23 protein-coding genes are annotated in these 26,801 nt (G+C 59.1%); 8 read left to right on the forward strand and 15 right to left on the reverse strand.

The genetic code is table 11. From position 1 onward, the window contains the following. Positions 1–26: 26 nt before the first annotated feature. On the reverse strand, positions 27–1,358 hold the full coding sequence (locus tag LPU83_RS64305) for an MFS transporter (RefSeq protein WP_024314392.1): 1,332 nt from the start codon (positions 1,356–1,358) through the stop codon (positions 27–29). A 380-nt stretch (positions 1,359–1,738) separates the two neighbouring features. Here LPU83_RS64305 and cyoA point away from each other — a divergent pair, with 380 nt between their 5' ends. The 5 genes from cyoA to LPU83_RS64330 are packed head-to-tail and all read left to right on the forward strand — an operon-like array spanning position 1,739 to position 6,779. Beyond that, entirely contained in the window at positions 1,739–2,905 is a 1,167-nt protein-coding gene (gene cyoA, locus LPU83_RS64310) for a ubiquinol oxidase subunit II (protein WP_024314393.1), read from the forward strand. A 46-nt stretch (positions 2,906–2,951) separates the two neighbouring features. Then, on the forward strand, positions 2,952–4,955 hold the full coding sequence (gene cyoB, locus LPU83_RS64315; RefSeq protein ID WP_024314394.1) for a cytochrome o ubiquinol oxidase subunit I: 2,004 nt from the start codon (positions 2,952–2,954) through the stop codon (positions 4,953–4,955). Positions 4,956–4,959: 4 nt separating this feature from the next. Then, positions 4,960–5,580, forward strand: coding sequence for a cytochrome o ubiquinol oxidase subunit III (gene cyoC, locus LPU83_RS64320; RefSeq protein WP_024314395.1), 621 nt, complete (start codon positions 4,960–4,962; stop codon positions 5,578–5,580). Continuing rightward, a complete protein-coding gene (cyoD, locus tag LPU83_RS64325) occupies positions 5,577–5,978 on the forward strand; it encodes a cytochrome o ubiquinol oxidase subunit IV (protein WP_024314396.1) in 402 nt (133 codons plus the stop codon). Before cyoC ends, cyoD begins: the two co-directional genes overlap by 4 nt. Positions 5,979–6,023: 45 nt before the next feature. Beyond that, entirely contained in the window at positions 6,024–6,779 is a 756-nt protein-coding gene (locus LPU83_RS64330; protein WP_024314397.1) for an SURF1 family protein, read from the forward strand. On the opposite strand, the gene LPU83_RS64335 is transcribed toward LPU83_RS64330, so the two are convergent. Next, entirely contained in the window at positions 6,780–8,186 is a 1,407-nt protein-coding gene (locus LPU83_RS64335; RefSeq protein ID WP_024314398.1) for an FAD/NAD(P)-binding protein, read from the reverse strand. A gap of 448 nt (positions 8,187–8,634) precedes the next feature. On the opposite strand from LPU83_RS64335, the gene LPU83_RS64340 reads away from it, so the two are divergent. The 3 genes from LPU83_RS64340 to LPU83_RS64350 are packed head-to-tail and all read left to right on the forward strand — an operon-like array spanning position 8,635 to position 13,412. After that, a complete protein-coding gene (locus LPU83_RS64340; protein WP_024314399.1) occupies positions 8,635–10,443 on the forward strand; it encodes an ABC transporter ATP-binding protein in 1,809 nt (602 codons plus the stop codon). Between the two features lie 10 nt (positions 10,444–10,453). Beyond that, positions 10,454–12,352, forward strand: a complete 1,899-nt coding sequence (locus tag LPU83_RS64345; protein ID WP_024314400.1) for an ABC transporter ATP-binding protein — start codon at positions 10,454–10,456, stop codon at positions 12,350–12,352. Between the two features lie 28 nt (positions 12,353–12,380). Next, entirely contained in the window at positions 12,381–13,412 is a 1,032-nt protein-coding gene (locus LPU83_RS64350; protein ID WP_024314401.1) for an aldo/keto reductase, read from the forward strand. A gap of 42 nt (positions 13,413–13,454) precedes the next feature. Here LPU83_RS64350 and LPU83_RS64355 read toward each other — a convergent pair whose 3' ends face one another. The 13 genes from LPU83_RS64355 to LPU83_RS64415 form a co-directional block, all read right to left on the reverse strand. After that, the gene (locus tag LPU83_RS64355; protein WP_024314402.1) at positions 13,455–14,525 is read right to left on the reverse strand and encodes an ABC transporter ATP-binding protein; all 1,071 of its coding nucleotides are present in this window, start codon (positions 14,523–14,525) and stop codon (positions 13,455–13,457) included. Next, positions 14,522–15,349: a carbohydrate ABC transporter permease gene (locus tag LPU83_RS64360; RefSeq protein ID WP_024314403.1), complete on the reverse strand. Its 828-nt coding sequence runs from the start codon at positions 15,347–15,349 to the stop codon at positions 14,522–14,524. Before LPU83_RS64360 ends, LPU83_RS64355 begins: the two co-directional genes overlap by 4 nt. Next, entirely contained in the window at positions 15,346–16,248 is a 903-nt protein-coding gene (locus LPU83_RS64365) for a carbohydrate ABC transporter permease (protein WP_024314404.1), read from the reverse strand. The genes LPU83_RS64360 and LPU83_RS64365 overlap by 4 nt, the downstream gene beginning before the upstream one ends. Positions 16,249–16,533: 285 nt before the next feature. Beyond that, the gene (locus LPU83_RS64370; RefSeq protein ID WP_040680866.1) at positions 16,534–17,772 is read right to left on the reverse strand and encodes an ABC transporter substrate-binding protein; all 1,239 of its coding nucleotides are present in this window, start codon (positions 17,770–17,772) and stop codon (positions 16,534–16,536) included. A 65-nt stretch (positions 17,773–17,837) separates the two neighbouring features. Continuing rightward, positions 17,838–18,740, reverse strand: a complete 903-nt coding sequence (locus LPU83_RS64375) for a sugar phosphate isomerase/epimerase family protein (RefSeq protein WP_024314406.1) — start codon at positions 18,738–18,740, stop codon at positions 17,838–17,840. 11 nt (positions 18,741–18,751) lie between these two features. Then, a complete protein-coding gene (locus tag LPU83_RS64380; protein ID WP_051166647.1) occupies positions 18,752–19,750 on the reverse strand; it encodes a Gfo/Idh/MocA family protein in 999 nt (332 codons plus the stop codon). A 380-nt stretch (positions 19,751–20,130) separates the two neighbouring features. Then, the gene (locus LPU83_RS64385) at positions 20,131–21,168 is read right to left on the reverse strand and encodes a LacI family DNA-binding transcriptional regulator (protein ID WP_024314408.1); all 1,038 of its coding nucleotides are present in this window, start codon (positions 21,166–21,168) and stop codon (positions 20,131–20,133) included. Positions 21,169–21,269: 101 nt separating this feature from the next. Further along, complete coding sequence (locus LPU83_RS64390; RefSeq protein ID WP_029709968.1) at positions 21,270–21,653, reverse strand: hypothetical protein; 384 nt, start codon at positions 21,651–21,653, stop codon at positions 21,270–21,272. 70 nt (positions 21,654–21,723) lie between these two features. After that, positions 21,724–22,284 (reverse strand): dTDP-4-dehydrorhamnose 3,5-epimerase, encoded by a 561-nt coding sequence (gene rfbC / locus LPU83_RS64395; protein WP_024314410.1) that lies wholly within the window; start codon positions 22,282–22,284, stop codon positions 21,724–21,726. Beyond that, positions 22,281–23,165, reverse strand: coding sequence for a glucose-1-phosphate thymidylyltransferase RfbA (gene rfbA / locus LPU83_RS64400; RefSeq protein WP_024314411.1), 885 nt, complete (start codon positions 23,163–23,165; stop codon positions 22,281–22,283). The genes rfbC and rfbA overlap by 4 nt, the downstream gene beginning before the upstream one ends. Then, positions 23,162–24,058, reverse strand: coding sequence for a dTDP-4-dehydrorhamnose reductase (rfbD, locus tag LPU83_RS64405; RefSeq protein ID WP_024314412.1), 897 nt, complete (start codon positions 24,056–24,058; stop codon positions 23,162–23,164). Before rfbD ends, rfbA begins: the two co-directional genes overlap by 4 nt. Further along, positions 24,055–25,104: a dTDP-glucose 4,6-dehydratase gene (rfbB, locus tag LPU83_RS64410; protein ID WP_024314413.1), complete on the reverse strand. Its 1,050-nt coding sequence runs from the start codon at positions 25,102–25,104 to the stop codon at positions 24,055–24,057. Before rfbB ends, rfbD begins: the two co-directional genes overlap by 4 nt. A gap of 49 nt (positions 25,105–25,153) precedes the next feature. After that, complete coding sequence (locus LPU83_RS64415; protein ID WP_024314414.1) at positions 25,154–26,593, reverse strand: exopolysaccharide biosynthesis polyprenyl glycosylphosphotransferase; 1,440 nt, start codon at positions 26,591–26,593, stop codon at positions 25,154–25,156. Positions 26,594–26,801: the final 208 nt, after the last annotated feature.

Below are 26,801 nucleotides of genomic sequence, written 5' to 3' on the forward strand. Positions count from 1 at the left end.
CAGGCCTTTTTTCTGTTTTGGCGCATTCAGTCGCGCTGTTCGAGCGCCTTGCTGAAGGCCAGAGCAGCGAGTGTGCAAACGGCGCCCGACAGCAGGTAGTAGCCAACGAAAGGCAGGCCGAAACGACTGGACAGTGTCAGTGCGACCAGCGGCGCAAAACCAGCGCCGACGAGCCAGGCAAGATCGGAGGTAAAAGCGGCGCCCGTATAGCGGTAGCCTCTGCCGAAGCGCGATGAGATCGAGCCGGTCGCCTGGCCGAAGGACAGGCCAAGGACGCCGAAGCCGATGATGACAAAGGCATCCAGCCCTTCGGATCCGGCAGCGATCAGGAACGGCCCGATGAAGCTGAAGATCGCGATCAGCACGGCACAGATGCCAAGCTGGGCGCGCCGGCCGATGCGGTCTGCGATCATGCCGGAGACGACGATCGCGACGAGACCGACCATGGCGCCGACGATCTGCACGACCATGAACGTGCCGATCGGCTGGGTTCCGTAGAGGTACATCCAGGTAAGCGGGAAGATCGTCACGAGGTGGAACATCGCGAAGCTTGCGAGCGGAACGAAGGCCCCGAGCAGAATGTCGCGTCCATGGACGCGCAGCACATCACGGATCGGTGCTGCTTCGAGTTCGTGCTGTTCCAGCGCCGAGCCGAAATCCGGCGTCATGACGAGACGCAAACGCGCAAAGAGCGCAACCACGTTGATTGCAAAGGCGACGAAGAACGGAAAGCGCCAGCCCCAGCTCAGGAAGTCCTCACTGGACAGATTGGCGATGAAATAACCAAACAGCACGCTTGCCAGCGCAAAGCCGATCGGGGCGCCGATCTGCGGGATCATCGCATACCAGCCGCGGTGGTTTGGCGGTGCGTTGAGTGCAAGCAGCGAGGCCAGACCATCCCATGCGCCGCCGAGTGCAAAGCCCTGGCCGAGCCGGAACAGGGCCAGCAAGGCGATCGACCAGGCGCCGATCTCGTTGTAGCCCGGCAGGAACGCGATCGACGCCGTCGAACCGCCAAGCAGAAACAATGCGATCGTCAGCTTGGCGCCGCGGCCGTAGATACGGTCGATGGTCATGAACACGACCGATCCGACCGGGCGCGCCAGAAAGGCGAGCGAAAAGATCGCAAAGGAATAGAGTGTTGCCGTCAGTCGATCGGGTGCGAAAGGAAAGACAAGCTGAGGGAAGACCAGGACCGATGCCAGGCCGTAGACGAAGAAATCGAAGAATTCCGACATGCGCCCAATGACGACGCCGATCGCGATGCTGCCGGGTGATACCGGCTTGTCGGCATGAATTCGCCGCGCATCCTGTTCCATCGATGTGGATGATGGTCCGTAATGTGTAGTATTCGCCATTAAACGCCTCCCTGTCGAGGCACCCTGTGGCAAAGCGCCTCAGCAGCGATCTTGATCAAACCACTGCGCTTATCAAGTCTGATCGACGTAAATAGTTCATCTTCCTGCTCCGAAAATTAGATGTGGATGAAAAATCGCTTTCCGTGCCGCGAAATCGGCCCGCAAAAAGCTGGCATGATCGGCCCTCGGGGATATATTAGCCCTTCGAAAAGGGTTGTGCGCAAAAATCCTTCGAATCTTGATCAGGATTTTGACATCCTGCGCCACGTGTCTTATCCCGCAGTGCGGCAATTCTGCTGCACTGCGACCAAACACCTCATGTTGCTATCAGGTACAGTGCTTTAGTCGCGGTTCGGACGAAACAACAAGAGCATAGAGACGTGCAAAAACTGCCAAAGTTTTCTCGCCATCTCCTCATTCTGCCACTGCTTTTGACGCTGGCAGGATGTAATTTGGTGGTCATGTCGCCTTCGGGCGATATCGCTGTGCAGCAACGCGACCTGATCATTGTGTCGACGGTTTTGATGCTGCTGATCATCGTTCCGGTGATCTTCCTGACGCTGCTGTTTGCCTGGCGTTACCGCCGGTCCAACACGGCAGCCACCTATGATCCGGAATGGCACCATTCCACACGTCTCGAAGTGGTCATCTGGTCGGCACCGCTGGCAATCATCATCGCGCTCGGCGCCGTTACCTGGATCAGCACGCACAAGCTCGACCCGTTTCGGCCGCTGGACCGGCTCGATGCCGAACGCAGCATCCCTGCTGATGTCAAGCCGCTGACCGTCGAAGTGGTCGCCCTCGACTGGAAATGGCTGTTCTTCTATCCCGAACTCGGCATCGCGACCGTCAATGAGATGGCGGCCCCTGTCGACGTTCCGATTAGATTCAGGATCACCGCCTCGTCGGTCATGAACTCCTTCTACGTGCCGGCGCTCGCCGGCCAGATCTATGCGATGCCCGGCATGGAGACCAATCTGCACGCGGTCATCAACAAGGAAGGCGTCTATGACGGCTTTTCGGCCAATTACAGTGGCGCCGGCTTCTCGCACATGCGCTTCAAGTTCCATGGCGTGAATCAAGAAGGCTTCAATCAGTGGGTGGCGCAGGTCAAGGAGAAGGGGACGGCGCTTAATCGGGATACCTATCTCAAGCTCGAGCGGCCAAGTGAGAGAGAGCCGGTGCGCTACTTCGCGTCGGTCGACAACGATCTCTTCAATGCGATCCTCAACCTGTGCGCAGCACCAGGCAAGATGTGCATGAACGAAATGATGCACATCGACATGATGGGCGGCGGCGGCAAGGAAAGCGCCGAAAACCGCGAGAAGCTGAGCTACGACACCCGCCACGCCGATCAAACGGGCCACGGGGCTTCAGCGGATGAGAGCCACGATGCCATCGAAACCAGGCCGGCAGACGCTGTCAACGGCGCCGGCCAGACCGACGACATGCAGACCATGCCGGGAATGCAGCATGATGGGCACTCCATGCCCGGCATGGACCAGAAAACCGGCGATACGACGCCTGCGCAACCAAACAGCAACTAGACCTGGCGCTTTGCGTCGATACGACATCAATAAACGGGTTTATTCCATGTTTTCCAATCCGGACCTCCTGAAGTTCATCTTCGGTCGGTTGACCCTAGAATCGATCCCCTATCACGAGCCGATCCTGGTCGTGACCTTTGCGGTCGTCGCGCTTGGCGGCATCGCGCTTCTGGGCGTTGTCACCTACTTCAAGCTCTGGGGTTATCTCTGGCGTGAATGGCTGACGAGCGTCGATCACAAGAAGATCGGCATCATGTATGTCATCCTTGCGCTCATCATGCTGCTGCGTGGGTTCTCCGACGCGATCATGATGCGCCTGCAGCAGGCAATCGCCTTCAACGGATCGGGTGGCTATCTGCCGCCGCATCACTACGACCAGGTCTTCACCGCCCATGGCGTCATCATGATCTTTTTCATGGCGATGCCGTTCGTCACGGGCCTGATGAACCTTGTCGTGCCGCTGCAGATCGGCGCACGCGACGTCTCCTTCCCGTTCCTAAACAATTTCTCGTTCTGGATGACGACGGCCGGCGCGATCATCATCATGCTCTCGCTCTTCATCGGCGAATTCGCCCAGACCGGCTGGCTGGCCTATCCGCCGCTGTCGGGGTCCGACTACAGCCCGGGCGTCGGTGTCGACTATTACATCTGGGGTCTGCAGGTGGCCGGTGTCGGCACGACGCTATCGGGGATCAACCTGATTGCGACCATCGTGAAGATGCGCGCACCCGGTATGAGTTTTATGAAGATGCCGGTCTTCACCTGGACGTCGCTGTGCACCAACATCCTGATCGTGGCGACCTTCCCGGTCCTGACGGCGACGCTGGCGCTGCTCTCGCTCGACCGTTACGCCGGCACGAACTTCTTCACGAATGACCTCGGCGGCAATCCGATGATGTACGTCAACCTCATCTGGATCTGGGGGCACCCGGAAGTCTACATCCTGGTGCTGCCGGCCTTCGGTATCTTCTCGGAAGTCGTTGCCACCTTCTGCGGCAAGCGTCTCTTTGGCTACGCCTCGATGGTCTATGCCACCTGCGTGATCATGATCCTGTCCTACCTCGTCTGGCTGCACCATTTCTTCACGATGGGCTCGGGCGCCAGCGTCAACTCGTTCTTCGGCATCACCACGATGATCATCTCGATCCCGACAGGGGCGAAGATGTTCAACTGGCTGTTTACGATGTATCGTGGCCGCATTCGCTACGAAGTGCCGATGCTCTGGACGATCGGCTTCATGGTGACCTTCGTCATCGGCGGCATGACCGGCGTTCTGCTCGCCGTCCCGCCGGCAGATTTCGTGCTGCACAACTCGCTCTTCCTGATCGCTCACTTCCACAATGTCATCATCGGCGGCGTGGTGTTCGGTCTGATGGCGGGCGTCACCTATTGGTTCCCGAAGGCGTTCGGCTACAAGCTCGATCCGTTCTGGGGCAAGATGTCCTTCTGGTTCTGGCTGATCGGCTTCTACTTCGCCTTCATGCCGCTTTACGTGCTCGGCCTGATGGGCGTGACCCGCCGCGTGTCGCAGTTCGAGGATCCGTCGTTGCAGATCTGGTTCATCATCGCCGCATTCGGCGCCGTCCTGATCGCGATCGGCATCGCCTCCTTCATCATCCAGCTCGTCGTCAGCTTCTTCAAGCGCGAAGAGCTGCGTGACACGACGGGTGATCCGTGGGATGCCCGGACGCTGGAATGGTCGACCTCGTCGCCTCCTCCGGCCTACAACTTCGCCTTCACGCCGGTCGTCCACGACCATGATTCCTTCTACGACATGAAGGCGCGCGGCTATGCCCGCCCGCTGGAAGGCTTCAAGCCGATCCACATGCCGAAGAACACCGGAACCGGTGTCATCCTCGGCGCAATCAGCGTCGTGCTGGCCTTCGCCCTCATCTGGTACATGTGGTGGCTCGCCGTTCTGTCGTTCGCAGCCATGATTGCCGTCGCGATCGGCCATACCTTTAACTACAAGCGCGACTTCTATATCCCCGCGAAGGAAGTTACGGAAACGGAAGGCAAGCGTACGGCACTGCTTGCCGAGCAGGTGTAAGACCATGAGCGATACTGTGATCGACAAGGCCGACAAGCCTGAATTCTACCTGACCGAGGAGCACCACCCGGAAGGCAGCACCATGCTGGGCTTCTGGCTCTACCTGATGAGCGACTGCCTCATCTTTGCGGTGCTGTTTGCAACCTATGGCGTTCTCGGCCGCAACTATGCGGCCGGGCCGTCGCCGGCCGATCTTTTCGATCTGCCGCTGGTGGCGATCAACACCTCGATGCTGCTTCTGTCCTCCATCACCTACGGCTTTGCGATGCTGCAGATGGAGCGGAAGGAGAAGGGCGCCACGCTCTTCTGGCTCGCCATTACCGGCATCTTCGGCCTGGCCTTCCTCGGCCTCGAACTCTACGAGTTTGCGCACCTGATCCACGAAGGTGCCGGCCCGACGCGCAGTGCCTTCCTGTCGTGCTTCTTCACGCTGGTCGGCACGCACGGTCTGCACGTCACCTTCGGCATCGTCTGGCTGGTGACGCTGATGGTGCAGGTGTCGATGCGCGGTCTGATCCCGGAAAATCGCCGCCGCCTGATGTGCCTGTCGATGTTCTGGCACTTCCTAGACGTCGTCTGGATCGGCGTCTTCTCCTTCGTCTATCTGATGGGAGTTCTCGGATGACCTCTAACGCACCTGCAACCGAGGACGCTCACGAAGCCCATCACGGTCACAGCCACGGTCACGAGGCCGCCCACGGCACCTTCAAGAGCTATATGATCGGCTTCGTGCTGTCGGTCATCCTGACGGCGATCCCGTTCTGGCTGGTTATCGCCGGCGTGTTCGACAACTCGGCCGTCACCGCCGTCTGCGTCATGGGGCTCGCCGCCGTTCAGATCGTCGTTCATATGATCTTCTTCCTGCATATGAACCCGCGCTCGGAAGGCGGCTGGACGATGATGGCGCTGATCTTCACGCTCTTGCTTGTCGCGATCGCGCTCGCCGGCTCCCTCTGGGTCATGCATCATCTGAACACAAACATGATGCCGATGAGCCCCGAAATGATGAAGAACATGCCCTAAGGGCAGGAGCGGGTGGCGGTCACGCCGCCCGCAAGGTTTCTGGCCATGGCCGACGCTCCCACCAAAAAAGCACAAAGACAGCATAGTGCCGCTGGGTTGGCGACGTTCTGCGGCCTCATGGTGCTGCTGATTGCCGCGCTGGTTTTGCTCGGTGTCTGGCAGGTCGAACGGCTTTCCTGGAAAAAGGGCCTGATTGCCAGCGTCGATCAGCGTGTTCATGGCGAACCGGTTCCTGCGCCGGCACGCGCAGCATGGGGACAGGTCAGCCGCGCTATGGACGAATATCGTCATGTGACGGCCGAAGGTATCTTGCAGAACGACAAGGAAACGCTGATCTACGCGTCGACGACGCTCGGCCCCGGCTATTGGGTGATCACGCCGCTCACGCTCTCGGGCGGGACGTCTATCCTGATCAACCGCGGCTTCGTACCAGCCGACAAGCGCGATCCTTCAACACGCAGCGAAGGGCAGAAACCGACGCCGGTGAAGATCACCGGGCTGCTGAGGATCACGGAGCCGAAGGGCACGTTGATCAAGTCCAACGATCCGGCCAACGATCGCTGGTATTCACGCGATGTGGCCGCCATCGCCGAGCGCCGCGACGTCGCTAACGTCGCCCCCTATTTCATCGATGCCGATGCGACGCCCAATCCCGGCGGCCTGCCGGTCGGCGGGTTGACGCAGATCGTCTTCCCCAACAACCATCTGGTCTATGCGCTGACCTGGTTCGTGCTGGCGATCATGGCTGCCGGGCTGCTGGCCTTGGTTGCCCGCAGTGAGTTGCGCGCCCGTCGGGTCTGATCAGACAGCCTTGCTCTGCGGGTAGAAGCGCTGGGCGACATGCTCTCCCAGTGCAAAAGCCTGACTGACGATCTCGGGAACGAGATCGATGTCAGGCAGACTGCCGAGCCCAAGAGGTCCGACGGCAAACAGTCCATCGGCCGTTGATCCATCCGCAAGGCAAGGCTGGCCGCGCTGATTGACGGCCAGGCCCAGTGATAATTCGTCCGGCAGAGCCAAGCCTTCGCTTACCAGGCTTGCGAGCAGTGGTGCGCTCAGGTGCGGTCCGCGGCAGCGGCAATCCAGGATGCGCTCGGCATGCACGATCTCGTCGGACTGCGAGCCGGCAGGCCGGAAGAAGAGGCCGCCCAGGCCCTGACGTCCCACGACGCCGCGGCGAAGAACCGTATTGCCACCGGCCAGTTCGCTCTGAAGACGGGCGTAAATGGCCTCCGGCAGGCGGTTGCGATGGCTGTCGTAGATGGCTCGTAGATGCCGGTTGAATTGATGCTTTTGATGGGCCGGCAGCGCGCGCCACAAAGAACGGGCGTGCCTGCGCAATCCGTTCATGACGGATTGCCAGCTTCGGCCCTCCTCCTCTGCCTGGCGGCAGGCGCTGCGGATGAAGCGCAGGATGTCGGGAAGGTTTGATGGCAGAGCATCTGCGGGAAAAACCGGGTCAGCAGAGTTCGGCGTATGGCTCTGCGGCAGGAAACCGTGCCTGGAAAGAATGGTAACCTGACCCGCATAGCCGCCATCGCGCAACTGCAGAAGCTGATCGACGACCCTGATGCCGCTGCCAAGCAGGACCGTGTGCGGTCGTGCAATCAGGCGCTGGGCTCTGATCGGCGACGGCTCTTGCTGCGGTTCTTCGATCTCTGGCAAGCCGTAGCCGGTGGCGAGGATGACTGCATCGAACAGCGGATTGGCAGGATTGGCGCTTTCGAGCAGGAAGCGGTTGCGGTGGCTCCTGCGGATCGCCACGACCGGTTCGTGGCAGACCTGAACGGTGATGTCCTTGCGGGCGGACAAGGCTTCCGAGAAGCGTTGGTAGACGTAGTCGCTGAAAATCTCTTTCGGCACGAAGATCTGGCGAAATCCCGGGATCGCCGCAGGTACGGCGGCGCGAAATTCCGCGTTGCTACAGAGCCAGTCGTTGAAATCGTCGCTATCGCCGGCGCAAACCGAAAGATCGCGCACACGCGTATTCAGGATCGTTGAGGCACGCGTTGAGGAGAGTGCCTGTCCACCGCTGACCGACGAATTGGGATCGAAAAGCTGCAGATGAAACGGCATGCGCACCGTCTTCATCAGGGCGATTGCGCTCATCATTCCGGAAAAGCCGCGGCCGACAATGGCAAACCGCGGCATGGCGCAGATCTGTGCTGCCGCCGCTGACTTCGAAGAAAACAGGCCTTGAACCGTCATCTCAACTCCCCTGCGACCCTTGCGCATCGTGTCTCGATTGGTTTCAACGCGGGAAAATTGCTCGCGCGTTGACAAGGTTCACGCGGTTTTGAACCGCCTATAGTCTATCAAACTGGTCGTGTATGAAAGCTCCAAAAGACGATTTAGGCAAGCATTTTATTCGAAGTCCTATTGTCGGAATATGATAAGTACAGGAAACATTTGGATATTTTTGGAGAAAACGGGCCGTCTCGGTGCCCGCATCTTCAACTTGCCAAGCTCACGATAAAATAACCAACTGGTGAATTCTTGACTTGAAGGGCCGAGAGGAATCGGCAAAAGTAAGGGCGCTAATCAATCCTTCATGGATTCGCCGTCTTTCCGGACCAGCGTCCGGCCACACCTTATGTTTTGGAACATTACCGTGAGCAGCGATGCTTTAACACGCGCGACGAAGCCCTCGGCTTCGATGGCGAAGGCGATTGCGGCAGGCTGGGGCAAAGGCCTCTTCACGCTCGTGCGCATCACCGTCATGGCGTTTCGCCATCCCTGGCAATCCGGTTTCGCCATTGGCGCAACCCTTGTGGCCTCCACCTTCCAGCTGATGATCCCTCGCCTGCTCGGCCAGGCCGTCGACCACACGCAGATCGCGGTGCAAGGCGGTCAGGCAGGGCAACTGGCGCAGGATGCGCTTTTGACGACCGCGCTGATGCTGCTCGGCGCCAGCGTCCTGCGCGGCATCTTTACGATGATCCAGAACTATTACAGCGAAAGCGTCGGCCATCATATCGGCTACGAGCTACGCCTTGCCTGCTACGAGAAGATCCAACGGCTCTCCTTCAGCTTTCACGACAGCGTCCATTCGGGCGACCTGATCACCATCGGGTTGCTCGACCTCGAAGGTGTGCGCATGTACTTTTCGACGGCGCTGGTGCGCATGGTGCTGTTGACGATGCTGATTGGCATCGGCGCCTATATGCTGCTTTCCACAGACGTCGTTCTCGGTTTGCTTGCCTTAAGCTTCGTGCCATTCGTCGGCTGGCGCTCCTCGGTCACGCAGTTGCGGTTGCGTGCAACCTGGCTCGAGCTGCAGGAGCGGCTATCGGTGTTGACGCGCATCATGGAGGAAAATCTCGGGGGCATCCGCGTCGTCCGCGCCTTTGCCGCGCAGGCGCACGAGATAAGGAAGTTCGAGAAGGCCTCGAAGAGCGCTCTCACACTCGCCCACCAGCGCGTCGGTATCCGCGTTGTCAACACCAGCGCTATGACCTTCTCCTTCTTCGCGGCCATGGGACTGGTGCTGTGGATCGGCGGCGGCAAGGTGATGTCAGGCGAGATCACCGTCGGCACGCTCGCCTCGTTCCTGACCTTCATGACGATCCTGCAGATGCCGGTTCGCCAGCTTGGTCTCATGGTCAATGCCTTCGCACGTGCTTCGACCTGCGGCACCCGCCTCTTCAACCTGCTCGACCTCGAGATCGCCGTGCGCGATGCGCCGGATGCAAAGGATCTGGCGCTGAATGACGGTACGCTTCGCCTCGAGAATGTAAGCTTTACCTATCCGAGTTCGCCGATACACGAGGTGTTGCGCAATGTTTCCTTCGAGGCAAAGCGCGGCGAGACGATCGGCATCGTGGGTCCGCCCGGCAGCGGTAAGTCGACGCTTGCCCACCTCATCCCGCGCTTTTACGACGTCACCAAGGGCAGGATTACCCTTGACGGACAGGACATTGGCAAGGCGACGCTGCAGTCGCTGCGTCGCGCCGTCGCCGTCGTGCAGCAGGATTCCTTCCTGTTCACGACCTCGATCGAAAACAACATTGCCTATGGAGACCCCTGGGCAAAGGAAAGCCGGATCGAGCGGGCGAGCGAAAGCGCACAGCTGCACAACTACGTGCTCGGCCTGCCGACCGGCTATGGAACGGTCGTCGGCGAACGCGGCGTGTCGCTGTCGGGAGGACAGCGCCAGCGTCTGTCGATCGCCCGCGCGCTGATGCTGAAGCCTGCCGTCATGATCTTCGATGATTCGACGGCTGCAATCGATGCCGCAACCGAACAGCGCATCCGTGCAGCAATGCGCAAATATGCGGCTGATCGCGTGACGATCATCGTGGCGCATCGCTTGAGTTCTTTGATGCATGCCGACCAGATCCTGTTTGTCGAGCATGGAGAAATCGTCGAGCGGGGCACACATGAAGAGTTGCTGGCCGCCGGCGGGCGCTACAAGGCGCTTTTCGATCTACAGGTGCGGCCGGGCGACGAGGCCCTCAGTGCCTAGGGAGGAATGAATGGCCGAGGAACTGGAAACCGAACGCTCCGACGTTCGCGAGGACGGACGCCGCCCGCCGCGCGCGGTCGTCGGCTCCCACCGCATCGAGGAGGAGATGTTCGGCAAGGCCTTCGACGGCAACATCGTCAAACGCATCTGGGGCTTTGTGCATCCCTATCGCAGGCAGGTGGTACTCTCGGTGGCCGCCGTTTTGACGTTCACGGCGATGCAGTTGCTAATCCCGCTGATCATCCGCTATGCGATCGATCACGGCATGCAGCCCGGAGGAAGCCATTCAGCGCTGATGGGGTCGATGGTCGCCTTTGTGATCGCGATCTTGATCAACTACGGTGCCAGCTACGCGCAGGAGACGCTGGTGGGCAACGTTGCCGAAGAGGTTCTCTTCGACATCCGCAAGGCGATGTTTTCGCACCTGCAGCGGGTTTCGCTCTCCTTCATGGACAAAACCGAGGTCGGGCGCCTGATGTCGCGCCTGCAGGGCGACGTCAATTCGATGCAGGAATTTCTGGAAACCTCCGTCCTGTCGGTCGGTGATATCGCACTGCTGTTCGGCATCGTCTTCGTCATGCTCTATCTCGACTTCAAGCTCGGCCTTCTGACACTTTCCGTCCTGCCGATCCTTTTTGTCGTGCGTCTCTTCTGGCTGCCGCTGGCGCGCAAGTCCTTCATGGCAGCGCATGAGACCAATTCCGTCGCCAGCGGCGCGCTGGCCGAAGCGATCCATGGCGTGCGGGCCGTCCAGAGCATGGACCGCCAGGGCGTCAACTTCATGCTCTATGACGACAAGGCGAAGGCGAACCTGACGACGCACCTGACGGCGGCGCGCTACGCCCAGGTGATGGTGCCGATCGTGGACTCGCTGACCGGTGTTGCTATGGCGCTTGTCATTGTCGTCGGTGGTGCACGTGTGCTCAACCAGGCGCTTGATGTCGGCGTCCTTGTCGCTTTCCTGTTCTATATCCAGCGGTTCTTCGACCCGATCCGGTCGCTGACACTGCAGTATTCGGTGATGCAGCGCGCCATGGCCTCCGGTCAGCGACTGACGGAAGTTCTCGATGTGCCGGTCGACATCAGGGACGCACCAAATGCCAGGGCGCTTTCCGCCGATATGGACGGATCGGTTGAATTTCGTGACGTCGTCTTCGGCTACAATCCCAAGCTCCCGGTTCTCAAGCATGTCAGCTTCAAGGTAAACCCGGGCGAAACGGTTGCCCTTGTCGGCCCGACAGGTTCGGGCAAATCGAGCTGCATGTCGCTGATCCATCGCTTTTACGACGTTCAGCAGGGACAGGTACTGGTCGGCGGGCACGATGTGCGCGATCTGACACAGGATTCGCTTGGCAACCAGATCGCCATGGTTCTTCAGGAACCATTCCTGTTTACCGGCACGGTGTTCGACAACATTCGCTACCACAAGGCGGAGGCAACCCGCGAGCAGGTCATCGAGGCTGCGAAGGCCGTCGGCGCCCATGACTTCATCATGCGTTTGCCGCAGGGCTATGACAGCATGCTTGGCGAGCGTGGCGGCAATCTATCTCTTGGTCAGCGTCAGCTTCTGAGCTTTGCCCGCGCGCTGGTGGCTGACGCGAAAATCCTGGTCCTCGACGAGGCGACGGCCAATATCGACAGCTATACGGAGATGCTGATCCAGAAGGCGCTGGTCAAGCTCCTCGAAAACCGCACGGGACTTGTCATAGCCCACCGCCTCGCCACCATCCGGGAGGCGGATCGCATCATCGTCTTGCAGAACGGCGAACTGATCGAGACCGGGAACCATCAACAGCTGATGAAAAACCGCAAGCTCTATTCCAGGCTCTACAATCTGAACTACGCGTCGTTCGACGATATTCCCGACACGGTTTTGGAAGAAACGGCGGCGAACGGTTCAGCCACTTAACGTTACTAATTGAAGAGGAGGACCTTCCATGGATTATCGCAGGCTTGGCCATAGTGGAGCGGTCGTCGCCGCCTACTGCCTCGGCACCATGACATTCGGCGCCGAGGCTGATGAAGCGGCATCGCACAAGCTTCTCGACGACTATTTCGCCTGGGGCGGCAATTTCGTCGACACCGCCGATGTCTACAGCGCCGGCAAGTCCGAAGAGATCATCGGCCAGTGGCTGAAGACACGGCCGACCGAGGCAAAACAGGCCGTGATCGCAACCAAGGGGCGCTTCCCGATGGGCCCCGGTCCAAACGACATCGGCCTTTCGCGCCGCCACCTGAACCAGGCGCTCGACGCTTCGCTTTCGCGTCTCGGTGTCGAGCATATCGATCTCTATCAGATGCATGCATGGGACGCGCTGACGCCGATCGAGGAGACGTTGCGCTTTCTCGATGATGCCGTATCGGCCGGCAAGATCGGTTATTACGGCTTCTCCAACTATGTGGGATGGCACATCGCCAAAGCCGTGGAAATCGCCAAGTCGCGCGGCTATACGCGACCAGTAACGCTGCAGCCGCAATATAGCCTTCTGGTGCGCGACATCGAGCTGGAGATTATCGCGGCATGCCAGGATGCCGGCATGGGCCTGCTGCCATGGTCACCGCTTGGCGGCGGCTGGCTGACGGGCAAATACCGGCGTGACCAGATGCCGACGGGTGCGACCCGTCTCGGCGAGAACCCGAACAGGGGTATGGAATCTTACGCCGCGCGCAATGCGCAGGAGCGCACCTGGGCGATCATCGACACGGTGGAGGAGATTGCCAAGGCCCGTGGCGTCAGCATGGCGCAGGTGGCGCTTGCCTGGACGGCGGCGCGACCAGCGGTGACGTCGGTCATTCTCGGCGCGCGCACGAGTGAGCAGCTTGCGGACAATCTCGCTGCGGCAAAGCTTTTGCTTTCCGAAGAGGAGATGACGAAGCTGAGCGAAGTCAGCCAGCCCCATGTGGCCGACTACCCCTATGGTGCCGGCGGCACGAACCAGCGGTATCGAAAAATCGAAGGCGGACGGTAAATTGGTCGTGGCGGCCGGAAGGCATTTCGGCTGCCACTTTGATCAGAGGCGCACGCCGCTTGTCTCGTCGAAAAGATGTAGCCGCGACGGATCGACGGTCACGCCAATCGTCTCGCGCGCCCGCGCGATGCCTCGGCCCGTCTCGACGATCGTCAGTTCGGGTGTGGTCGCCGCCGTGACGAAGGTGGATGAACCGGTCGATTCCACCACGGCTACCGGCACGTCGAACGTGCCCTGCCCTGCTGCCGTGATCCCGATATGCTCCGGGCGAAGGCCAACGGTGACCTTGCGGCCGGCTTGGACTTGATGGTCGATCGCGATCTTGTGCTTCACACTGCCAAGATCGATCGTCAGGCTCTTGCCGTCGTCGGCGACAACAGCCGGAATGAAGTTCATGGCGGGCGAACCGATGAAACCTGCGACAAACTTGTTGGCGGGCTTGTCGTAAAGGTCCAGCGGCCTGCCCTGCTGCTCGATGATACCTTCGCGCATGACGACGACATGGTCGGCCATGGTCATCGCCTCGATCTGGTCGTGGGTGACATAGACCGACGTCGCGCCGAGCCGGTCGTGCAGCGCGCGGATTTCCTTGCGCATCGACACGCGCAGTGCCGCATCGAGATTGGATAGCGGCTCGTCAAACAGGAAGGCCTTGGGATGCCGGATGATTGCGCGGCCCATGGCGACGCGCTGGCGCTGGCCGCCGGAAAGCTGACGTGGATAGCGGTCGAGCAGTCCGGTAAGACCGGTTATCTGCGCCACCTCGTGCGCCCTCTTTCTCGCTTCATCCTTGGATACGCCACGCATGCGCAACGAATAGGTCAGATTTTCGGCCACCGTCATATGTGGATAAAGCGCATAGGACTGGAACACCATGGCGATGTCACGCTTGCGCGGCGGCATGTCGTTCATTACCTCGCCGGCGATCTGCAAGGTGCCTTCGGAAATCTTCTCCAGCCCCGCCAGCGACCGGAGCAACGTGGATTTGCCGCAGCCCGACGGACCGACAAGTGCCACGAAACTGCCTTTTGGGATCGTAAGGTTGATATCCCTCAGCGCATGGTAGGCACCGTAATGCTTGTTGACGCCGGTCAATTCGATCTGTGTGGTCATTTCAAAGCTCCGGAAGTCAGGCCGGAGACGATCCGGCGCTGTAGAAGAACGAAGATGGCGAGGATCGGCGTCACATACATCGCCGCGAAAGCCATGATCTTGTTCCACTCGCTGGTATTTGGGCCGATGAAGGAATAAAGGCCGACACTCGACGGCTGGAGTTCGATGTTCTGGATCATCGACTTCGAATAGACGAATTCGCCGAAGGCCTGCATGAAGATCAGGATCGCGGCGACCAGGATGCCGTTGCGCGCCAGTGGCAGGACGATGTTGAAGAAGGCGCCGACACGCGAATTTCCGTCGACCAGCGCCGCCTCCTCGAGTTCCTGGGGCACGCACATGAAAGTGGCTCGCACAAGCACCACGAAGAAGGGCATGGTTTTCGCCGCTGTCGCCAAAATTACAGCAAAGCGTGGGAAGTCGAGAACGCCAATCTGCGAAAACCCGACGAAAATCGGCGTAATCATCAGCGAGGCGGGTAACACCTGCAGCATCAGCACGAGGAAAAGACCGATATCGATCCAGATGTTGCGGTAGCGCGCCAGCACATAGGCAAGCCCGGTGCCCAGTATCGTCACCAGCGCGACGCTGCCGGTGGCGATCACCACCGAATTCCAGATGTAGTGGCCCATCTTCAGGCCCAACCAGACGTCACCATAGACATGCCATTGCGGATTGCTGGCGTGGAAAGTCGGCGGCGTCGCGAACATGTCCGACGTGGTCTTGAGGCTGCTCAGATACATCCAGTAGAGCGGAAAGAGGTAGATGATTGCCAGCACCACGGCAATCACGAAAAGCAGACGGTACTTCATGGTCTCGCTCATCCGCGCACCTCATGGCGGGTCGAACGTACATAGATGACCGAGGCGATCATCACGACGATGATCATCACCACTGAAATCGTTGCGCCCTTGGCGAAATCATACTCCTTGAAGGACCAAAGCCACGCCCAGTATTGCGCGACGTTGGAGGAATTGTTCGGGCCGCCTGATGTGATAACCGCAAAGAGATCGAATTGCTGCAATGTGAAGATCATGCCGAGCGAGACGACGGCACCGATCGTTGAACGCATCATCGGCAGCGTGATGGTCCAGAACCGCTGCCAGCCATTGGCGCCGTCGAGTTCGGCCGCCTCGTAGAGGTCGCCGGGAATGGAGGAGAGACCAACCGAAAGCAGGATCATATTGAAGGACACACCGAGCCAGATATTGGCGATAATCACCGCCCACAGCGAATAGGCCGGATCTGAGCGCCAGAAGATGTTGGCATCTGTGATCGACAGGCTCTTGAGCAGGTAGTTCAGCACGCCGAAATCACCCGACAGGATCAGATTCCAGATCGCGCCGACGACGAGGCCGGGCATCACCCACGAAACAAGAAACAGACCGCGCAGCCAGGACGATCCGGGAAAACCGATCCAGAAGAACAGCGCCAGCCCGAAGCCGATAAGAAACTGTCCGGCGATCGACGCTACGACGAAGACCACCGTGTTCTTCATCACCAGCCAGGCTTCCGGCCGCGCGAACACTTCCTGATAGTTCTTCAAGCCGACAAAGGGGCGGAATACCTGCGCGAGACTGAACATATCGACCTGTTGCAGGCTCATCAGCACGTTGTAGACAAGCGGCAGGAAAGACAGGAAAAACAGAAATGCAAAGGGAATCGCCGCAAGTGTGACGTCAAACCCCTTTCCGTCTCTTATTCCGCTGGCAACAGTGCGCATACTCCAAGGCTCCTGACCCATACATTCGACGCGATATGCTTCGAATGTCCATATTTTCTGAATGCCCCTCCGGGCACCTTCCTCTCAAGGAAGAGAGCAGATGCTTGCCGAACCGCGACGTCAAGATCCGTGCCGCGCAAGCAAGAGCAGAGAGTGCCGGGAGGGAGCGCCACCACAGTCTCCACCCTCTCCCTTGAGAGGAAGATGTCCGAAGAACAATAACACGACAATCCGTGTTCCTGGCGGTGCCGCCGGACGACAATCCGGCGGCACGTCAGGCCGATCTCAGCCTTCGCCGAGGATACCCTTGATGGTCTGGGCTGCCTGGTCGAGAGCAGCCTGCGGTGTGGCCTGCCCCGCCAGCGCGGACTGGATGGCGTCCTGGATCGCCTTGGATATCTTCGGCCACTGCGGATGCGGACCACGCGGCTTGGCGTATTTCAGCTGCTCGAGGAATACCTTGAGTGCAGCATCCTTCTTCTCATTGCCGGTCGGCGGAATGGCGATGTCCGAACGGGCCGGCAACTGGCCATAGTTTTTGAACATCTTGTCATCCTGTGAAGCGAAGTATTCGAGCGCCTTGAAGGCCTCGGCCGGATGCTTGGTACTGGCGAAGATCGCCCAGTTGAAGTCGCCCATCGCGGAAGACGGCTCGACGCCGTCCTTCGGCACCGGCATTAGCGTCACGCGCCAGTCGAACTTGGCTTCCTGCGACATGCGGTCGAGTTCCCACGGACCGGAAATCACCATCGCCGCATTGCCGGAATTGAAGGTACCCGTCGAGTCCCACTGTCCGCGGGTCAGGGTGTCAGGCGAAGCAAGCTTCTCGTCGAGGATGGTCTTCCAGGTTTCCAGCGCCTTGACGGCGCCAGCCGTATTGACGTGGTCATAGCCACCCCCGCCCATCTGCGCCCAAGGCAGGAACTGGAAAGTGCCTTCCTCGTTCGCCTTGGCCGAGAAAGCCAGACCATAAACGTTCTTGGCCGGATCGTTCAGCTTGCGGGCCGTATCCACCAGTTCATCCCAGGTGTGCGGCGGCTTGTCGGGATCGAGGCCCTTGGCCTTGAACATGTCGACATTGTAGTAGAGCGCAATCGTATTGGTTGCTTTCGGCACGCCGAAGAGCTTGCTGTCCCAGGTGACCGAGTTCAGCGGACCAGGAAAATAGTTTTCCTTCTTGATCACCGATGACTTGGCGATCATGTCGGTGAGATCGAGGAACGCGCCATGCGAGGCGAACATTGCATGTTCCGGATTGTCGACAGCGATGATATCTGGCGCCTGACCGGTGGAATAAGCGCGCATCGCTTCACTGACAACATCGTCGAACTGGATCTCGCGATATTCGATCTTGATGCCGTTGTTCAGCGCGTTGAATTCCTTCACCAGGTTCGGCGCCGGCTGGACATCCTTGTCCAGCGACCAGACCGTGATGGTGACATCCTCGGCCTTGGCGGCCAGGCCGAAGAGAGAAACGCCTGCCAGCGCCAAAGCGCCGATTACTGCAAACTTGCGGATACCCATAGTTCTCCTCCTTTGTGGTTATCCTGTCGGAAGCCGGCGATTCCTCCTCGCCGGCCACGATGTCATCAGACCGGATCGACGACGAAGTCGCCGCCCCGGGCATGCTTGAGATGGTTCAGTGCGTAGACCTGACCGGTCATTTCCAAATCGTCGCGGTAGACCGGGTCGTGCCAGCCTTCGATGTCGATCGAGCCGGACCAACCGGCAAGCCGCAGTTCGGAAATAACGTCGGTCCAGTTGCTGTCGCCAAAGCCCGGCGTGCGCATGAAGACGAACTTCTCCTTGCCGAAGATGCCGTGCTCCTTGATGACATCCCAGCGGATCGTCGCGTCCTTGCCGTGCACGTGGAAGATCTTTTTTGCCCACTTGCGGATCTGCGGTAGCGGCTCGATCAGATAGACCATCTGATGGCAGGGCTCCCACTCCAGGCCGATATGATCGTCCGGGGTTTCGTTAAAGATCAGTTCCCAGGCATCCGGGTTGTGGGCGATGTTCCAATCACCGGTCGCCCAGTTGCCGTCCATGGCGCAGTTTTCGAAGGCGATCTTGATGCCCTTGTCGGCTGCACGCTTGGCAAGCTCGCTCCAGATCTCCTTGTAGCGCGGCAGGCTGTCGGTCAGCGGCTTGTTGCGGATGCGGCCGGTAAAGCCGGCAACGCAGGTTGCGCCGAAATGGTGGGCGTTGTCGATGCAATCCTTCCAGCCCTTTAGCGTCTCAAGGTCGATGTCGGCGGTCTCCAGCGGATTGCCGAACATGCCAAGCGTCGAAATGGTAATGTCACGACCGCCGATGGCATCGACGCAGCGCTTGCCAAGTTCGGCAAGATCCTGGCCGTTGGTCGTCTGCCAGAAGAAGGGCTCGAAGCTTTCGAAGCCCATATCGGCGATCTGGCCGATACGCTTGTCGGCACCGCCCTTGGAGGCGCTGACCATGGTGCCGATACGAATGGACTTGGCAGGGTTGCTCACAATCTCTTTCCTTATGCTGAAATCTCAATGCGCCTGCCGGTCTTGGCGCTCTCGATCGCGCCGAAGACCATGGCGAGGCTTCTGATATTGTCGGAACTTGCCGTCTCAGGCCGCTTGCCGGTATTGATCGCCTCCACGAAACTCGAAATGACGCTGGCATGGCCATGCGTTTCTCCCTCGTGAGCCGGTTCAGGAACGTTTACGGGCGCAACGCCATGCAACAGACCAGGCTCATTGCCGGCAACGGCGGCGCTGAACGTATCGGCGCCATCCCAGGTCAGCATGCCCTTTGAGCCGACGAGACGCCACTCACTTTCCCAACTGGTGCGCTCGCCTTCCGCACACCAGGAGCCGCGATAGGTGAAGACGACATCATCGGCAAATTCGAAGGTCGCATTGGCAGATGCGCCGTGCCTGTACCAGGAGCCTTTGGGGTTGCGTTCAACGCAATAGACGGCGAGCGGCTTCTTGTCGGCGACATAGCGGGCGGCATCGAACGTGTGGATCGCCATGTCGAGGAGCAGGACATTGTCCATCTCTTCGCGGAAGCCCCCGAAATGCGGTCCGAGGAAGAAATCGCAATGGATGGCGGTCAGGTCACCGATTGACCCGCTCTCGACAAAACGGCGCATGCGGCGCACGCCCGAGATGAACCGACGGTTCTGGATGATGGCGTGGATCTTGCCGGTTTCAGCCGCCAGATCGATCAGGGCCGCTCCTTCGGCAAGCGAGGTTGCCATCGGCTTTTCGCTGAGAACGTGGCAGCCGGCCTTCAGCGCGGTGGAGACGACGTTGAAACGTGCCGTCGGGACGACGACGTCAAACACGATCTCGGCGTTCGACCTTGCAATGACGTCGGCAAGATCTGTACCGGTCACAGCCCCTTCGAGGCCGAACTCGGCGGCGAGCGCCTCGGCTGCTGCCGGATTGACGTCGACGAGGCCCTTGACCTTTATGGCGGCTTTAAGAGCCGGGGTTTCCTGGATAGCGCGCAGCCAACCCTTGGACATGGCTCCGCACCCGCATAGAACGGCATTCAAAATCACGATTTCCTCCGGTGGATCGTTTCTGGTTTTCCTCCCGAAACGCATCCCGTAAACGTTTACGATACTAAGCGGAAACGTTTCCTGGTGTCAATACCATGCGGTTCTTGCAAGAATGCTGCGGAAAACACCTGCAAATGCGGACCCTTAGGCAAATCGATATTGCGCCGCAGCAAGGAAAATATCACCGTCGATTTCAAAGGCTGACCGGTGCACGAGCATTGCAGCGAGGATGGATCGTTCAAACAGATGACGTCATCGGCGCCAAGGTCGTCAGTCGGCAAACGAGGACGCGGACTTGCGCCCTCGTCAACGCTGCAGTGAGCAGACTGGCAAGACATCCGAGCTTATGCCTTAAGAGAAAAAGCGTCGCTTTCTCCGGGAACGAGTTCGAGAGGCCAGATCGTGTTGCGTGCGCCTTTCGGGTAGTGCGCCGCATAGGCCGGCATTGTCGCAAGCAAGGTTTCGGCAAGCTCGACGCCGAGATCGCGCAGTGACATGCGAAAGCAGGTGAGTGATGGCTGCAGGAATTTGCCGCGCGGTTCTTCGCGAAAGCCGATGACCGCGAGATCGCGACCGGGAATAATGCCTGCCTCATTCAGGCGCCGGTAGAGACCGATCGCCATGAGCTCATAGATAAGGATGATCGCCGTCGGCTTGCTGTCGAGCCGCAGCATCTCGTGGCCGGCCTGATAGCCGCCCTGCTCACTGGATTTGACGCGGATGACCAGCGACGGATCGAAGGCGATGCCATGCCGCTCAAGGGCTTGCCGATAGGTATCGACGAAGATATAGCCGAGGTTGATGTCGTTGGATGGTGCGGCGATGGCGATACGACGATGTCCCTTCGATACCAGGCGATCGACGGCGCAGGCAGCAACGCCCTCGAAGTCAAGATCGATCCAGGTGTGGCTGCCGCCGGATGTGCTGCGGCCGAGTGCTACGAAGGGGATCTTGGCTTTCACCAGCAGGTCGATGCGTTTGTCGACGCGCTGCGTTGCCGAGATGATCATGGCATCGACGATCCGTCGCGCGACCATCCGCTTCAGATACTCGTGGGGGTCTTCATCATTCGGGCACGGCAGCATGAGCAGGTCAAGCTTGTGACGCGACAGCACGCTCTGCAAGCCGCCGGTGACGCCAAGGAAGAAGTTGTCGCTGTTTTCGACCGTCTCCTTGCTGGATTCGATCATCAGGCCGATGACGTTTGTCGTGCCCTGACGCAGGCTGCGTCCGGACTGGTTCGCCACATATCCAAGCTCTTCGGCGGCTGCGAGCACACGCTTGCGCGTCTCTTCGTTGACGTCGGGCCTGTCGTTTAGCGCACGCGAAACCGTCCCGATTGAAATGTCGAGATGCTTGGCGAGTTGGCGAATACCCTTCATCTGCGGCAATCTTCCTCCCCGATGGAACGATTTGCCTTCCTATCTGCCATACTAAAACGTTTCCGGAAAGCGTCCTTACGACGAGCGATGGGGCCCGGTGTTCAAATCGCCAGTGAGCCGGATGTCGCCAGCGCCACCATCGCCACGAGGGCGCCGGCGGCGGCTCCGGTCGATTTCGCCATTGCGTCTGGCAGTCGCGCATGGCGCGACGGCGACAAGAGCTGCAGCAATTCCGAAATGCCCGCGCCGATCACACAGCTGACACCAACCAGTGCCGCGGAATGTGAATAGCCAAGCACAAAGAAGAACGCCATTGCCGCGAAGGCGAGGCTTCTGTCGAGGTTGACGCGCGTGATCGTTCGCGGGCGCAGCCTGATGGGGGCAATCGTCACGAAGAAAATCAAGGCAAACAGCAGCCACGCGATTGCTTGCGCAACGACGACCAGGTGCAACCCACTGACAATTTCGTCGGACACGTCGGACATCCTCTTATCGCCGCTTTGCAGGAACATGCAGACGCGCTGGCACGGTTTCAACTATGCGACGAAAGCGAATTCAAGAATCCAGTGAACCGGCGAAGACCTCCGCATCAGGGAACGCCTGCGCCACCGCATCCTTCCTCGAAAGAATGGGCATCGTATCGATCGGCCAGCGAATGTTCAGCGTCGGATCATTCCAAATAATCGCCCGCTCGTTCTCCGGCGAATAGAAATCCGTGGTCTTGTAGAGGAACTGCGCGGACTCGGAAAGCACAAGAAAGCCGTGGGCGAAACCGGCCGGAATCCAGAGCTGCCGTTTGTTGTCGGCAGACAGGGTTTCCCCGACCCATTTGCCGAAGGTCGGCGACGCCTTGCGCAGGTCGACGGCAACGTCAAACACCTCTCCGTCGACGACGCGCACCAGTTTTCCCTGCGGTTGTTTGATCTGGTAGTGCAGTCCTCGCAGCACGCCCCTTGCCGATTTGGAGTGGTTGTCCTGCACGAAGGTGAGATCTTGACCGACAAGCGCACTAAACTGCGCCTGATTGAAGCTCTCGAAGAAAAAGCCGCGATCGTCGCCATAGACCGTCGGCTCGATCAGCAACACGTCAGCGATCTCCAGCGACTTTACCTTCATTGATTGCCGGCCTCCGCCACAAGCCGCAGCAGGTATTTGCCATAGCCGCTTTTGGCAAGCGGTGCAGCCAGGCGCTCGAGATGCCCACCGTCGATCCAGCCGTTTCGGAAGGCAATCTCTTCTGGGCAGGAGACCTTCAGACCTTGGCGGTGTTCCAGCGTCGAAATGAACTGGCCGGCGTCAAGCAGAGAGTCGTGGGTGCCCGTATCGAGCCAGGCATAGCCTCGACCCATGATTTCCACCGTCAGGCTGCCGTCATTCAGGTAGCGGCTGTTGAGGTCGGTAATCTCTAGCTCGCCCCTCGCCGAGGGCTTGAGCTGCCTGGCATACTCGACAGCCCTCTCGTCATAGAAATAAAGGCCTGTTACGGCATAGTTCGATTTCGCTCGAGACGGCTTTTCCTCGATTGACAGGGCTCTGTTTGCTCCGTCGAACTCGACGACACCGTAGCGTTCGGGATCGAGCACATGGTAGGCGAAGACGGTTGCGCCGCTTGTGCGCGACATGCCGCTGGCGAGCAACAGCGGCAGGTCATGTCCGTAAAAAATATTGTCGCCGAGCACAAGGGCGCTCGGTGATCCTTCGAGAAAGTCCTCGCCGATGACGAAGGCCTGGGCCAGGCCATCGGGCGACGGCTGTACGGCATAGGAGAAGTTGATGCCCCATTGCTCGCCGGTCCCCAGCAACGCCTCAAAGCGCGGGGTATCCTGCGGGGTCGATATGACGAGTATGTCCCGGATACCCGCGAGCATCAGCGTGCTCAGCGGATAGTAGATCATCGGTTTGTCGAAGACCGGCAGCAACTGCTTGCTGATTGCCAACGTCGCGGGGTGCAGGCGGGTGCCGGAACCGCCGGCGAGGATGATGCCTTTTCGAGTCACGTCTGCGGCTCCCGTTCTCTGAGTTGATCAAGCATCCTGTCTACGTGCACGCTCCAGTACGGCAGATCCAATCCCAGGCAACTGGCGAGTGCATCGCAGTTGAGCAAGGAGTTCCGCGGCCGCGCTGCAGGCAGTGGGTATTCCTCCGTCGCAATGGGCTCGATGTCGCCAACATCAGTCCGCAGGGTGAACCCCAGTTCACGCGCACGTCGAACGACATAGAATGCAAGTTCATGCCAGCTGGTTTGGCCCTGCGCCGTCAGATGATAGATGCCGCTGTCAAATTGCCCTTGGCGATGAGCCGCCACCGCCAGCGCCGTAACGTCGGCGATAAGTTCGGCTGATGTCGGCGCGCCAAACTGGTCGGCAACAATTCGCAGCGTCGGCCGTTCACGCGCCAAGCGAAGGATGGTGTTGATGAAATTGGCACCCGTCGCCGAGAAAACCCAGCTCGTCCGCAATATGACGAACCTGCAGCCTGATGCCTTGATCGCTTGCTCGCCTGCTCGCTTTGATTGCCCGTAGACGTTCAGCGGATTGGTGTCGTCACTTTCGACGTATGGCCTCTGTTTCCGGCCGTCGAATACGTAGTCTGTCGAGTAGTGAATGAGCGTCGCGCCGCGGTCGCGGGCAAACCGAGCGATAATCTGCGGCGCATCGGCATTGATGCGGAAAGCGGTATCGGGCGTCGATTCTGCGCGATCAACCTCAGTCCAGGCGGCTGCGTTGACGATGAGATCGGGCGCATGAGCTTCCAAGATCGCAGGAAGGGTGTCCGTCGCCGCCATGTCGAGGTCTCGCCGTTCCAGCGCCGTCACCGCACCGAGCGGAAGAAGCGTTCGATGAAGTTCCCGGCCCACCTGGCCGTTCTTGCCAAGCAGCAGGATGTTCATGCGTATTGCTTTGCGATCCAGTTGCGATAGCTGCCCAAGGTGACATTGCGGACCCAGTCCGGATGATCCAGATACCAGCGAACGGTCTTCCTGATGCCGGTCTCGAACGTCTCGGCTGGTCGCCAACCCAACTCTGCTTCAATCTTGCCCGCGTTGATCGCATAGCGCCGGTCGTGGCCCGGACGATCGGTCACGAATGTGATCTGTTCCTGATAGGAGCTGCCATCGGCTCTTGGCTTAAGTTCGTCAAGCACGTCGCACAGCATCATCACGACCTCAAGATTGGTCCGCTCGTTCCAGCCTCCGATATTGTAGGTCTGCCCCGGCAGGCCTGCATCCAACACTCGCCGAATTGCGCTGCAGTGATCCTTTACATAGAGCCAGTCGCGAATTTGCCGCCCATCGCCGTAGAGCGGCAATGGGCGACCCGAAATGGCGTTGTGAATGACCAGAGGAATGAGCTTTTCGGGAAAGTGAAATGGACCGTAGTTGTTGGAGCAATTGGTGGTCAGCACAGGCAGACCATAGGTGTGATGGTAGGCTCGCATCAGATGGTCCGCGGCTGCTTTGCTGGCGGAGTAAGGGCTGTTGGGCTGGTACTGATTTTGTTCATCGAAGGCAGGATCACCGGCCTGCAATGTACCAAAAACCTCATCGGTCGAAATGTGTAGGAAACGAAACTCCTGGCGATCCCTTAACCCGCCCCAATGGGCCCGGGCTGCTTCCAGCAAGCGGAATGCGCCCACGATGTTGGTCTGAATGAAGTCCTCGGGCCCATGGATCGAGCGGTCAACGTGACTTTCGGCGGCGAAGTTCACGATTGCGCGCGGCTGGTATCGCGTCATGAGGTTGGTTACGAGAGCGCCGTCTCCAATGCTTCCATGGACGAACGTGTACCTGGCGTCTGTCGTGAGCGAGGCCAAATTCTCACTGTTGCCAGCATAGGTCAGCGCGTCGAGGTTAAGAACGGGCTCGTCGCTTTGAGCCAGCCAGTCAAGAATGAAGTTCGAGCCGATAAAACCGGCGCCGCCAGTCACCAAAATCATCGCTTACACACCCTTCGCACTAACGCAAATACTCACTAACGATGACCACCTAGTAGACGTTGCTGCGGTCAACCATGCAGACCATTGTCAAAAAGACGATTTTCAGATCGAGCCACAGCGACCAGTTATTGATGTACCAGAGGTCATGGCGAACACGATCAGCCATCCGATCCACAGTCGGCGTTTCGCCTCGGCATCCGTTGATCTGAGCCCAGCCCGTTAGTCCCGGTTTGACATGCCGACGTGAAGCATATTGAGCGATAAGCGCTCCGTAGAGATCATCGTGCACCAACGCATGTGGGCGCGGCCCGACCACCGACATGTCGCCTCGAAGGACGTTCCAGAATTGAGGCAGTTCGTCCAGGCTGGTCGATCGAATGAAGCTGCCAACGCGAGTGACGCGAGGATCGTTGCGTGTTGCCTGGCGCACGTCAGTGGAATCCTCCATGACCGACATGCTGCGAAACTTGAGGATGCGAAACGCGCGGCCACTATACCCCTTTCGCGACTGCACGAAGAAAATCGGTCCGGCACTGTCGAGTTTGATGACAACCGCGACGACGGCGCAGATCGGAAACATGACCACCAGGGCGGCAATCGAAAAGACGATATCGAACGCTCGTTTCAGCCCGCGCTCGTAAACGTCGAGAGGCGGGCGGTGTGTCTGAAATACACGTCGTTCGCCGACGGTCTGCGCAAAGCCTTCGACGACGTCGCCAACGATGCCGCCGAACATGACGCTCACCGGCACGCAGAATTGGCGAAGCGTGATCAGGCACTCTTCCAGGGCACGCAAATTCGCGAAGTCACTCCAGGCAACCAGCACCTCATCGACCTCGGCTATGCCATGTTTCTCATAGGCGTCGCTGGTTGATGCCAGGGCCAGATCGGCCTCGGCGATCCGCATCGTGTACTTGACGGATAGACCGCTGAGAGCGGCACGTTGAACGACAGGTTCGGTCGGCATCGTGCCTGGGCAAATCAAAAGGACGCGACGGGTGGGAAATGCAGCGCGTGCAACGGCCCTGTGGAGATGGTGGTGCCAGAACAGGCGCAAAGCGATCAGTCCACCCATGGAGAGAACCGACGTCGTTATGATTGCACCCCGAGATACCGTCGTGTCGAGCTTTAGGAACAGGACAACGGCCAGAAGGAACAAAAGCACCGCGGGCAGAAGTGCAGAAATCAACACCAACTGGCGACGGAACGAGAGCATCTCGCCGGGTCGATAAGCATGGACGCCAAACATGGCCAGCACAAAAATCGTGGCAACGAGCAGACCGATGCCAACGTAAAGTGACGGGTCAGCAAGACCACCAAAGACAATCCGTTCGTAAAACAGATGGCCCGCGGCGCTCGCCGCGATGAGAAGAATAAAATCGAACGCCGCCGCAATGCCGGTGATCGCAAAGCTATTGAAACCGAACCATCTCCGGTCGCTCTTGACGGAAAGGTGCAGGTCCCAGTTATGCTCGACTGGAATGGTCATGTTTCACACCCTCAACCCTGCCTAATAGTTAACATGAGTTGAACGTACGCAACAATTATCCTCGAATACGCCTTATTGCGTAACGAGAGATGCCTTTTGAAAGAATATTTTACTTGTGTTATACTTTAAATATATTCTTGATACTTGTAGAGAAGGAAGGAATTTATTGTCTGCTCCTGAGATCAAGCTGCGCGTGCGGTCTCCTCTT

Source organism: Rhizobium favelukesii, from assembly GCF_000577275.2.
GTDB lineage: Bacteria > Pseudomonadota > Alphaproteobacteria > Rhizobiales > Rhizobiaceae > Rhizobium > Rhizobium favelukesii.

Bases quoted from the DNA above. Each gene is read 5' to 3' on its own strand.
- LPU83_RS64305 (WP_024314392.1), bottom strand. From the start codon at position 1,358: ATGGCGAATACTACACATTACGGACCATCATCCACATCGATGGAACAG.
- cyoB (WP_024314394.1), top strand. From the start codon at position 2,952: ATGTTTTCCAATCCGGACCTCCTGAAGTTCATCTTCGGTCGGTTGACC.
- cyoC (WP_024314395.1), top strand. From the start codon at position 4,960: ATGAGCGATACTGTGATCGACAAGGCCGACAAGCCTGAATTCTACCTG.
- cyoD (WP_024314396.1), top strand. From the start codon at position 5,577: ATGACCTCTAACGCACCTGCAACCGAGGACGCTCACGAAGCCCATCAC.
- LPU83_RS64330 (WP_024314397.1), top strand. From the start codon at position 6,024: ATGGCCGACGCTCCCACCAAAAAAGCACAAAGACAGCATAGTGCCGCT.
- LPU83_RS64335 (WP_024314398.1), bottom strand. From the start codon at position 8,186: ATGACGGTTCAAGGCCTGTTTTCTTCGAAGTCAGCGGCGGCAGCACAG.
- LPU83_RS64340 (WP_024314399.1), top strand. From the start codon at position 8,635: ATGGCGAAGGCGATTGCGGCAGGCTGGGGCAAAGGCCTCTTCACGCTC.
- LPU83_RS64345 (WP_024314400.1), top strand. From the start codon at position 10,454: ATGGCCGAGGAACTGGAAACCGAACGCTCCGACGTTCGCGAGGACGGA.
- LPU83_RS64350 (WP_024314401.1), top strand. From the start codon at position 12,381: ATGGATTATCGCAGGCTTGGCCATAGTGGAGCGGTCGTCGCCGCCTAC.
- LPU83_RS64355 (WP_024314402.1), bottom strand. From the start codon at position 14,525: ATGACCACACAGATCGAATTGACCGGCGTCAACAAGCATTACGGTGCC.
- LPU83_RS64360 (WP_024314403.1), bottom strand. From the start codon at position 15,349: ATGAGCGAGACCATGAAGTACCGTCTGCTTTTCGTGATTGCCGTGGTG.
- LPU83_RS64365 (WP_024314404.1), bottom strand. From the start codon at position 16,248: ATGCGCACTGTTGCCAGCGGAATAAGAGACGGAAAGGGGTTTGACGTC.
- LPU83_RS64370 (WP_040680866.1), bottom strand. From the start codon at position 17,772: ATGGGTATCCGCAAGTTTGCAGTAATCGGCGCTTTGGCGCTGGCAGGC.
- LPU83_RS64380 (WP_051166647.1), bottom strand. From the start codon at position 19,750: ATGTCCAAGGGTTGGCTGCGCGCTATCCAGGAAACCCCGGCTCTTAAA.
- LPU83_RS64385 (WP_024314408.1), bottom strand. From the start codon at position 21,168: ATGAAGGGTATTCGCCAACTCGCCAAGCATCTCGACATTTCAATCGGG.
- LPU83_RS64390 (WP_029709968.1), bottom strand. From the start codon at position 21,653: ATGTCCGACGTGTCCGACGAAATTGTCAGTGGGTTGCACCTGGTCGTC.
- rfbC (WP_024314410.1), bottom strand. From the start codon at position 22,284: ATGAAGGTAAAGTCGCTGGAGATCGCTGACGTGTTGCTGATCGAGCCG.
- rfbD (WP_024314412.1), bottom strand. From the start codon at position 24,058: ATGAACATCCTGCTGCTTGGCAAGAACGGCCAGGTGGGCCGGGAACTT.
- rfbB (WP_024314413.1), bottom strand. From the start codon at position 25,104: ATGATTTTGGTGACTGGCGGCGCCGGTTTTATCGGCTCGAACTTCATT.
- LPU83_RS64415 (WP_024314414.1), bottom strand. From the start codon at position 26,593: ATGACCATTCCAGTCGAGCATAACTGGGACCTGCACCTTTCCGTCAAG.